Annotated in this window: 8 protein-coding genes; 7 read left to right on the forward strand and 1 reads right to left on the reverse strand. The window is 56.5% G+C overall.

The annotated features are described in order from the left end of the window. Positions 1-429 precede the first annotated feature (429 nt). The 4 genes from CW742_RS02860 (at position 430) to CW742_RS02875 (ending at position 4,830) form a co-directional block, all read left to right on the forward strand. Positions 430-1,767 (forward strand): RNase J family beta-CASP ribonuclease, encoded by a 1,338-nt coding sequence (locus CW742_RS02860; RefSeq protein ID WP_292416190.1) that lies wholly within the window; start codon positions 430-432, stop codon positions 1,765-1,767. Between the two features lie 193 nt (positions 1,768-1,960). Continuing rightward, positions 1,961-2,935 (forward strand): cation diffusion facilitator family transporter, encoded by a 975-nt coding sequence (locus CW742_RS02865; protein ID WP_292416193.1) that lies wholly within the window; start codon positions 1,961-1,963, stop codon positions 2,933-2,935. Positions 2,936-3,222: 287 nt separating this feature from the next. Next, positions 3,223-4,053 carry an ion transporter gene (locus CW742_RS02870; RefSeq protein ID WP_292416195.1) on the forward strand — a complete coding sequence of 277 codons (831 nt, stop codon included), beginning with the start codon at positions 3,223-3,225 and terminating at the stop codon, positions 4,051-4,053. A 156-nt stretch (positions 4,054-4,209) separates the two neighbouring features. Continuing rightward, positions 4,210-4,830: a DUF169 domain-containing protein gene (locus CW742_RS02875; protein WP_342764854.1), complete on the forward strand. Its 621-nt coding sequence runs from the start codon at positions 4,210-4,212 to the stop codon at positions 4,828-4,830. A gap of 576 nt (positions 4,831-5,406) precedes the next feature. Here the strand turns inward: CW742_RS02875 and CW742_RS02880 are convergent. Beyond that, positions 5,407-5,811: a pyridoxamine 5'-phosphate oxidase family protein gene (locus CW742_RS02880; protein ID WP_292416197.1), complete on the reverse strand. Its 405-nt coding sequence runs from the start codon at positions 5,809-5,811 to the stop codon at positions 5,407-5,409. A gap of 140 nt (positions 5,812-5,951) precedes the next feature. Between CW742_RS02880 and CW742_RS02885 the strand changes: the two genes are divergently transcribed. The 3 genes from CW742_RS02885 to CW742_RS02895 all read left to right on the forward strand — a co-directional run. Next, the gene (locus CW742_RS02885; RefSeq protein WP_292416198.1) at positions 5,952-6,254 is read left to right on the forward strand and encodes a carboxymuconolactone decarboxylase family protein; all 303 of its coding nucleotides are present in this window, start codon (positions 5,952-5,954) and stop codon (positions 6,252-6,254) included. Positions 6,255-6,323: 69 nt separating this feature from the next. Further along, positions 6,324-8,960 (forward strand): aminotransferase class V-fold PLP-dependent enzyme, encoded by a 2,637-nt coding sequence (locus CW742_RS02890; RefSeq protein WP_292416200.1) that lies wholly within the window; start codon positions 6,324-6,326, stop codon positions 8,958-8,960. 139 nt (positions 8,961-9,099) lie between these two features. Further along, positions 9,100-9,408: hydroxyethylthiazole kinase (locus CW742_RS02895; RefSeq protein ID WP_292416202.1), on the forward strand; the 309-nt coding region annotated here is incomplete at its 3' end.

A 9,408-nucleotide genomic window follows, 5' to 3' on the forward strand; every position in this document is an offset into this window, starting at 1 on the left:
CCCGGACATGGACATGAGTTGATGTGTCATGGGCACAATAATATGCCAACACCCTTCCGGGTCCCGATTGGCTGGCCTGGTTCTCCCTGACGCAGAGCATCATTGCGTGCAGGGACAAAACGGACTTAAATACACATATCGCTAATCCCGGGCCAAAACCGGCCCGGCAGAACTGGCGGGAGTCCCGATGATCCACCGTCACGTGGTGACGGCCCCTGCTGCCCTTTGTCGGACGCGGACGGTTGTCCTGTACAAACGACAAGGAATGTTCAGCGGTATGGAAAATACGGGCCTGCAACACGGTATCCCCCATGAGCCCCGTGGAAGGCTGTTTTTCGGCCTGACGGGGGAGAAGTCCCGGGATATAATCAACGGGATGGACAGACAGGGAAACCCGGAATAACAATCCAATCAGGAGATACACCAACCATGGAAATAGAAATCATAGCCGTTGGCGGATACGACGAGGTCGGGCGGAACATGACCGCGGTCCGCTGTGGCAAGGACATTGTCATTTTCGACATGGGCCTTCGCCTGGACCAGCTGATGATCCACGAGGATGCCGAAGTCGACGAGATGCACTCCCTTGACCTGATCAAGATCCGGGCAATCCCGGACGATACCGTTCTCCAGAAGGTCGAAGGGGCCGTAAAAGCCATCGTCTGTTCGCACGGGCATCTCGACCATATCGGGGCGATCCCGAAACTCGCCCACCGGTACAAGGCACCGATCATCTCAACCCCGTACGCCACGGAACTGATCCGCCAGCAGATCGAGGGGGAGAAGAAATTCGGCGTGGCCAACCGGCTCGTCCCGCTCCGGGCAGGCCAGAAATTCACGATCTCCCCGACCCTTGTCCTGGAATTCGTGCGCACCCAGCACTCGATCATTGATACAGTGACCCCGGTCCTCCACACCCCGCACGGCGCCGTGGTGTACGCCTGCGACTTCAAGTTCGACCGGACGCCGGTCATCGGCGAGCCGCCGGACTTTGCCCGGATGCGACAGATCGGAAAGGAGGGCGTTCTCGCGCTTATTGTCGAGAGCACGTACATCCACCGCCCCGGCCGGTGCCCCAGCGAGCGGATTGCTCGTGATCTTGTCCGGGATGTCATCACCAGTTTTGAGGATGACAAAAACGGCATTGTGGTCTCAACGTTCTCGTCCCACATCTCCCGGTTGAAGACCATAGCGGAATGTGCCCATGAGATTGGGAGGAAACCGGTGTTTCTCGGGCGATCGATGGAGAAGTATTCCGTCACTGCCGAGCAGATGAAGTTCGTCTCGTTCGCGAAAACCGCGAGCGTGTACGGGAACCGGAAGACCGTTGACCGGATGATGCGCCAGATGATGAAGGATGGAAAGGACAAGTATTTGCCCATCGTCACTGGTCACCAGGGAGAGCCCGGCTCCACGCTGACGCGGATTGCCCTTGGGGAGACACCGTTCCAGATCGCAAAAGGGGACAAGGTGATCTTCTCGGCAAATATCATCCCCAACCCGATGAATGTCGGGAGCCGGTATGCCCTCACCCACCGGCTGAAGTTCGCCGGTGCACGTGTCTTTGAAGACCTGCATGTCAGCGGCCACGCGTACCGTGAGGACCACTACGAGTTCCTCCAGATCCTGAACCCCCAGCACATCATCCCGGCGCATGCGGATATCACGATGACAGCAGGATATGCGGAATTCGCCGGGGAACTCGGGTACACGGCAAACAGTACGGTCCACCCGGTCAAGAACGGGTCGCGGGTCCGGGTTCACTGACATATCGCGACAATAAGGGAAAAAACCCGGATGATGGAATCACGAGAAAGAGATTCTCCTTTCCGGTCTCGCATTTTTTAACTCGGTTGGTACCCTGACCCGGTTATCACTCAGTGTGTGCTCTGCCCTCACCTCCGTGCAATTTTCCCATACCTTCAAGAAACCCGGGAACCGATGGGTACTAGAGAACACCATGAGCGAGCCCATGGACAAGGCATCGGTCGATCGCATCAAGCAGAAAACCGCACGCCTCTCGGTCATCTCCAACTCCATCCTGGTCGTGATGAAGTTTGGTGTCGGATTTACCATCGGCTCGGTCAGCATCATCTCCGAAGCGATCCACTCCTCGATGGATCTCATTGCCGCGGTCATTGCTTTCTTCTCGGTGAAAAAATCATCCGAGCCCCCGGATGCCGGCCATGCCTTCGGGCACGGCAAGTTCGAGGATATCTCCGGCCTTGTCGAGGCCATCCTCATCTTCATTGCCGCGGTCCTCATCATCATTGAGGCAGCAAAGAAACTGCTGGGCGAACCCGTCGATCACTTCACTCCTGACCTGCTCATCCTCGGTATCGCCATCATGGGCATATCCGGCCTCGTGAACTGGTATGTTTCCAGCCGGCTCATGAAAGTGGCTAAGCAGACGGAGTCGATTGCGCTTGAGAGCGACGCCTGGCACCTCAGGACTGATGTGTACACCTCCCTCGGGGTCATGGCCGGGCTTGTCCTTATCAAGCTGACGGGTTTTCCCCTCTTTGACCCGCTCTTTGCGCTGGGGGTTGCTGTCATTATCATGAAAGCCGCGTGGGACTTAACAAAACGATCCTTCTCGGATCTCATCGACCACAGCATCCCTGAGAAGGACGAGCAGCGGATCCGGCAGATCATCTGCGAACATGCAAGCGATTATGCAGGGTTCCATGACTTAAAGACCCGCAGGTCCGGCCCCGAGATCTTTATCGAGTTCCATCTTGTGATGCCCGGTGGGATCACGGTCATTGAGTCGCACGATTTCGCCGACCACCTGGAAAATGATCTCGTGCTCGAATATCCCCGCTCAAATGTCACGATCCATATCGAGCCCTGTAGCGAAGGCAAGTGCAACCGGTGCGGGTCATTCTGTACCTTTTACAAGAAAAACGGCGGTACGGAAAAGGTAAAGAGCTGAAGAGGATATCGAAAAATCCTGCAGTTCCGAATGTCCATTCATCGGACGGGTTATCAGAGAGGGGGATTATCCGCAATCCTCTGAAGTCTTTTCCAATAATCACGGTCTCCCCTCTTCCAGGAAGAGATGTCCGTTTCATATGGTATCCGGAAACCCTGCCCCCGTTGACCGGGCGTTGTCAGAACGTCTCCCATTACGTATCGGGAAAAAATGCCAGTTTTTATAGTCAGGATCTATATAATGAAGAGTAACGGACGTGGTCATCCATACAGGACGCGTGTCTTATCATGACGGATTCAGTAAAGCAGAGAGTATATGCAATTCTGGAAAGCGGGGCTCTTGACCTCCCGGCTGGTCGTTTTGTTGCCGGTACGCTCGGCCTGTTGATCTTCCTTAATGTCATTGCCGCAGTCCTTGAGACCGATGCGCAGGTATTCCAGAGCTACACTCATCTCTTCGATGTATTCGCACTCATCTCCGTGATGATATTTGCCTTGGAGTATCTCGTGCGGGTCTGGTGCTGCACGGAAAATCCGCTTTACCGGGACCCGGTACGGGGACGGCTGAAGTATATGGCAACCCCGGTTGCCCTGGTCGATCTTTTCGTGATCCTGCCATTTCTCCTCCTCCCGTTCATCGTGATGAACCCAGAAACCCTCGCATTCATCCGGTTCTTCCGCATCTTCTGGATCCTGAAGATAAGCCATTACTCCCGTGCCCTCAGGACATTCGGCCGTGTCTTTTCAGCAAAACGCGGGGAGATCTTTGTCGCCTTTTTTGTCATGTTCGTCCTCCTCATTCTCGGTTCTGCCCTGATCTATTTTGCAGAACACGATACCCAGCCGCAGAAATTCTCGAGTGTCCTTGCATCGATGTGGTGGTGGATCGAGACAATGGCAACGGTCGGGTACGGTGCCATGATCCCTGTAACGTGTATCGGTAAGCTCACCGCCGGGATGGAGGCGCGTCTGTGCGCTGGCCTCTTTGCGCCTCCGTCTGGGTGTTTTGCATCAGGATTTGTCGAGGAGATAAACCGGAAAAAGAAGGAAGCTGCATCCTTTCCCTGTCCCCACTGCGGAAAGACCATTACCCGTGAACCGGAAAGAAAAGATCCCTGACATTATTGGTATTCGGTAACGCGACAGAAGACCGGGTAGTTCACCAGGAACGACTCTTCACGATCGGGAACAGATTATTGCCGTATCGCTGGATTTATCTGATCGCACCGATATGGTGTAGTTAACGCCATCCCCGAATGGATGGAGGTCATGATCATGGCAACAGGTGTCAAGATACCCATCAATTACGCACAGGCAGCCGAATCGTTAAGGACCCTCCTGAAGCTGAAAGGCTCCCCGGTTGCGTTCCGGTTCGCGACAAAGAAAGAGGAGATCCCTGCCGGCATGGAGAAGCTCGACAAGACAATCCGGCACTGCTCCATGGTCGGGCTTGCCCGGAACGAGGGAAAAATCTTCTATTCAACGGTGGAAAACCACGAGTGCAATGGCGGTGCCTGGTCGCTGGGCTTAAAGGAGCTTACCGAGACCTTAAAGACCGGCGACTTCTACTTCAAGCTGGGAAAGTTCGAGAGTTCGGCTGCCTGCAAGCGGACCATCGACCGGGTCGCCCATTTGAACCCGGGCGATACCTATGCCACGATGTATGCCCCCCTGGAGAAAGCACCGTTCGACCCGCAGGTCGTTATTGTTGTGGCAAGTCCCTGGGCCATGCTCAAGCTCTCGCAGAGCACCCTCTTCCGGGTCGGCGGGAGGATCCATGCAGAGTTTGCCGGCATCCAGTCGGTCTGTGCCGATTCCTGTGCCCAGACTTACCTGAACGGGAAGGTTAACTTCTCGCTGGGATGCGATGGCTCGCGGAAGTTCTCCGGCATCTAGGACGGCGAGATGGTGATGGGCATCCCGGCCGAGATCCTGCCCGAGCTTATTGAAGCGCTGAACATTGTTGCTGCTGCTCCAGGGTCAAAACCCGGTGCGAAATAACTTTTTTCGCTGTCGAAATTCTTTGAGTAATTGATGGGGGCTGATGCCCCCATACCTCCGATTAAGATGAACGGCCGCCGCCCCGAAGGGCGCCCCGCGGCGGCATCAAATTCGTTTTTGTTAAAACAATTCTTTGCTGGAGTATCCCCGTTCTTGTAATTCGGAGGCATCGTCTGCGCCCCCGCCCCCTTGGGGGTGCTTCGTTCCGAGGGAATGAAGCAGAGGGATTTTGCAAAATCCCTCTTGTTGAGGGTCATCAGACCCGAGACACGAGAAGAACGCTTCAGCGTTCAGGATAAGGGCAATGCCCTTCTCCTGCCGCAGGTCTGATAACCTGCGGCATTCTCATCCTCCTGGTTTTTCAAACCAGTCGGAGGCGCAAGGGGGGCAATGACATAGGGATATGTTTTCTACAGAGCAATTTTTTCACACACATCCCCGTTATCGGGCGGGATGATCCGCAAAAAAAGATCAGATGAGTTTCGAACCGGCAGTGGGCCCGGGTTTGCATTCGAAGACTTCCGTGATCTTCACGATGACCAGCGACCGTGCAGGGAGTTCGGGGCGTTTCCGGTTGATGTCGGCCTTCATCTCCTCGTACTCCTTGCCGCTGTTCTTGATCGCGGCAACTCCCTTGATCTGGAAACAGCCCTTGATCTCTGGCCCCCATATATATATCGCAACTTTCGGGTTGGTGCGTATGTTGGTCATGCTCTTGTTCATGAAGTTGTCCGTGATCCAGATGGTCTCATCATCGTGAAGGGAGACCATTGCAAGGGGGACCACGTTCGGGGTGCCGTCCTTCGATGCCGTTGCCACCGGGAAGACCTTCATCTTCAAGAATGCCTCTTTCATATCTGCGTTCAGCTTCACCATGGTGCTTTCACCTGTTTTTCCCAAGGATTCGTAAAATCATATACTTTGTGCATTATATCCGGCACGGGGCCGGCCGGCACCTGCACCCTGCCTGCCACAGGTTGATATGCTGCCGGAGCAAGACCGGTGGAGTGATGATTATGCAGGCAAACCCGATGGAAGTTTTTAAGAATGAGGCGCCAGAAGTGGCAGAAGCGTTCAACGGCCTGATCAACGCCCTTGTTGCATCGAAAGGGCTCGACCAGAAGACAAAACAGCTTATCTACATCGCGATGAAGGCCTCGATGGGCGACCAGATGGCCGTGAAAGCCCATGTACCGATGGCAAAGGCTGCCGGGGCCACGAAGGAAGAAGTGGTGGACGCTATCCTCATGACGCTCACGGTCTCCGGTGTCCGCGGGGTTGTCACCTGCCTGCCGGGTGCGGTGGAGCAGTTCGAATAATCCCTCTTTTCCAGGATTACTTCCCCTATCGCTTCTCTTATCTCCTGTTGCGTTCCACTGATGAGTGTGATGCTGGAGCCGCCGGTCAAGAAAGTGCTGTACTGGTGCGACGAGTGCAACGTGCCGCTCATCGCAAAGACCTGTGCCTGCGGCCGGGAGGGGAGGAGGATCGAGCTCCTCCAGCCCTATGAGCTCCGCCCCGCCCTCTCCGCTGACCATGCGCTGATCCTGCGGCTCGTGCAGGAACAGTTCGGCGACGTTCCTGTGGCGAAGGTAATCCTCCTGAACAAGACCGGGGGTGTCGACCGGGCCGACCTCGTGCTCATGCACGGGGAGCGGTTCGGCTGGCTCACGTTCGACCCGGTGAAGCGGAAGTTCGTCTTCGATCTCGCCCCAGAAGCCCTACCGTTCATTCTCCGTTACGCGACAAAAGGCGTTCTTGACCTGGAGACCATAACCGATATCCGGAAAGAGCAGGGGAGGGTTGGCGGGAAGCGTCTCGCCCTGACAAAGCCGGTCAGAAACGGGTCCGTGATCGTAAAATACCGGGGAAAGTACGGAACCGGCGTGGTAAAAGACGGGTCCATCAAGGTAAAGGAGCTTTCTGCCGTTGAGCCCCGCACCCGCCCTGACCCCGGCTGGGATGTGGCGATCGAAAAGAACCGGTACCACCTCAAGAACCTGGAGCGGAACGCCGTACGGGCAATAAAACACCACATTTCTGACCGTCCCACCGCGAATGTCTCCTTCTCCGGTGGCAAGGACAGCACCGCCGTGCTCCACCTTGCACGGAAAGCGGGGGTGGAGAAGGCGTTCTTCATCGACACCGGCCTCGAGTTCCCCGAGACGATCGCGTTCGTGAAGTCGCAGGGTGTCGAGATTGTCGGGGGTGCAGGCGACTTCTGGCAGGCCGTGGAGAAGGCCGGGCCACCAGGGAAGGACAACCGGTGGTGCTGCAAGTTCCAGAAGCTGCGGCCGCTCAAACTTTACCTTGCGAAGGTCGGTCCCTGTGTAACAATCCAGGGCAACCGGTGGTACGAGTCATGGAACCGGGCAAGCCTTGAGGAGACGAGCCAGAACCCCGACAACCCGCTCCAGCTCAATGTCTCGCCCATCCGCAACTGGCGGGCCCTCGAGGTCTTCCTCTACCTCTGGTGGCAGAAGGCGGCAATGAACCCGCTCTACGAACAGGGGATCGAGCGGATCGGCTGCTACCTCTGCCCGGCCATGCTGGAGAGCGAGTACGAGCAGATCCGGGCCACCCACTCGGAGTACGCAAAGCGCTGGGACGACTTCGTTGAGCGCTGGGCGGCAAAGAAAGGGCTGCCGGAGGAGTACTGCCAGTGGGGCCTCTGGCGCTGGAGAGCGCTCCCGAAGAAGATGCGGGAACTCTGCCGGGAGAAGGGAATTGCGGTGAACGAAGACTTCACCCTGAAACAGACCGAACCCCGAAAGAGGGCTGATGAAATGGTTGATATCGGGAGAGAGAGAACGATGAAGACAGCAATGCAGGAAAAGCCCGGGGATGACCTCGACGTTAAGGAGATAAGGAAAGACTTCCCGATCGTTTCCGAGATCGTGTACTTCGACAATGCGGCAACAAGCCTCTCCCCTGAGCCGGTCATCCAGTCGCTTGTAGAGTTCGAGCGCAATTACCGGGCCAATGTCGGCCGCGGCGTCCACCGCCTCACCCAGATCGCATCCCAGCGGTACTGGCACGCCCATGAGAAAGTGGCAGATTTCATCGGTGCAAAAGGAGGCGTTACCGTCTTCACCAAAAGTTCCACCGAGTCAATCAACATGGTGGCGCAGGGGCTCCCCTGGAAATCGGGCGATCGCGTGCTCACTACCGTTCTCGAACACCACGCAAACCTCCTGCCCTGGTACCGGCTGAAAGAACGGGGAGTTGCTGTTGACTTCGCGGACATCCGCGACGACTACACGTTCGACCTTGCAGCATTCGAGGCTGCCATCACGGACAAAACGCGGCTTGTCGCGATCACCCATGCCTCAAACGTTCTGGGGATCATCACCCCTCTGCAGGAGATCGCGAAGATCTGCCATGGCCATGGGGCCCTCCTCCTTGTGGACATGGCGCAGGGCGTCCCGCAAATGCCCGTCGACATAATGGCGCTCGGCTGCGACTTTGCGGTTTTCTCCGGACACAAGATGCTCGGCCCCACCGGCACGGGCGTTCTCTGGATGAAGGAATCGGTTATCGAGCCGCTTCTTTTAGGTGGTGGGATCGTGGAGTCCGTCACGCGTTCGGGATATACGCTTGTCGACGGATACCAGCGGTACGAGGCCGGGACCGGCAACATTGCCGGGGGGATTGGTCTCGGGGTGGCGGTTGACTACCTCTCCCGGCTCGGCATGGACCGGGTGCGGAGGCACGAGATGGCACTCACAACGCGGGTGATCGACGGCCTTAAGAAAATGCCAGGGGTAATGGTCTATGCTCCTGAATCTCCTGACAAGCGGGTGGGTGTAGTATCGTTCATGGTCGAAGGGCTGCATCCCCATGAGGTGGCCCAGCGCCTTGACGAGATGGCCGATATCATGGTCCGTTCCGGGCACCACTGCTGCATGCCCCTCATGGAAAGGCTGGGGCTCCCGAACGGGACGGTCCGCGCGAGCCTTGGGCTGTACAATACTATCGAAGAAGCGGATCTCTTCCTTGCAACGATGGAAGAGATCACCCGGTAACTCCCTCTACGCATATCCTTTTTTGTGGAGCATTCCTTGTCATTCCCCTATGAAAGATATTTATCATGATTTAATATGTAAGAATTACCAAACATCTTCACGCAACCGGGCCCTGCGGCCCAGCCGGATGTGATATCCCATGAAGAAACAGCAGATCGCCGACATTTTTGCCCGTGTGCGGGAGAAACGCCCGCTTGTCCACCATATCACGAACTACGTGACAGTCAATGACTGTGCAAACATCACGCTCGCTGCCGGGGGTGCCCCGGTCATGGCCGATGCCGTGGAGGAAGTAGAGGAGATGGCAGCGATAGCAAACGCCCTTGTCCTCAACATCGGGACACTCAACAGGGTACAGGTCGAATCCATGGAACTGGCCGGCAGTATGGCGAACGAGCGGAAGATTCCGGTTATCCTCGATCCGGTGGGGGCCGGCGCAACGCAGTAC

The sequence above is a fragment of the Methanoregula sp. genome (assembly GCF_002835825.1).
Classification (GTDB): domain Archaea; phylum Halobacteriota; class Methanomicrobia; order Methanomicrobiales; family Methanospirillaceae; genus Methanoregula.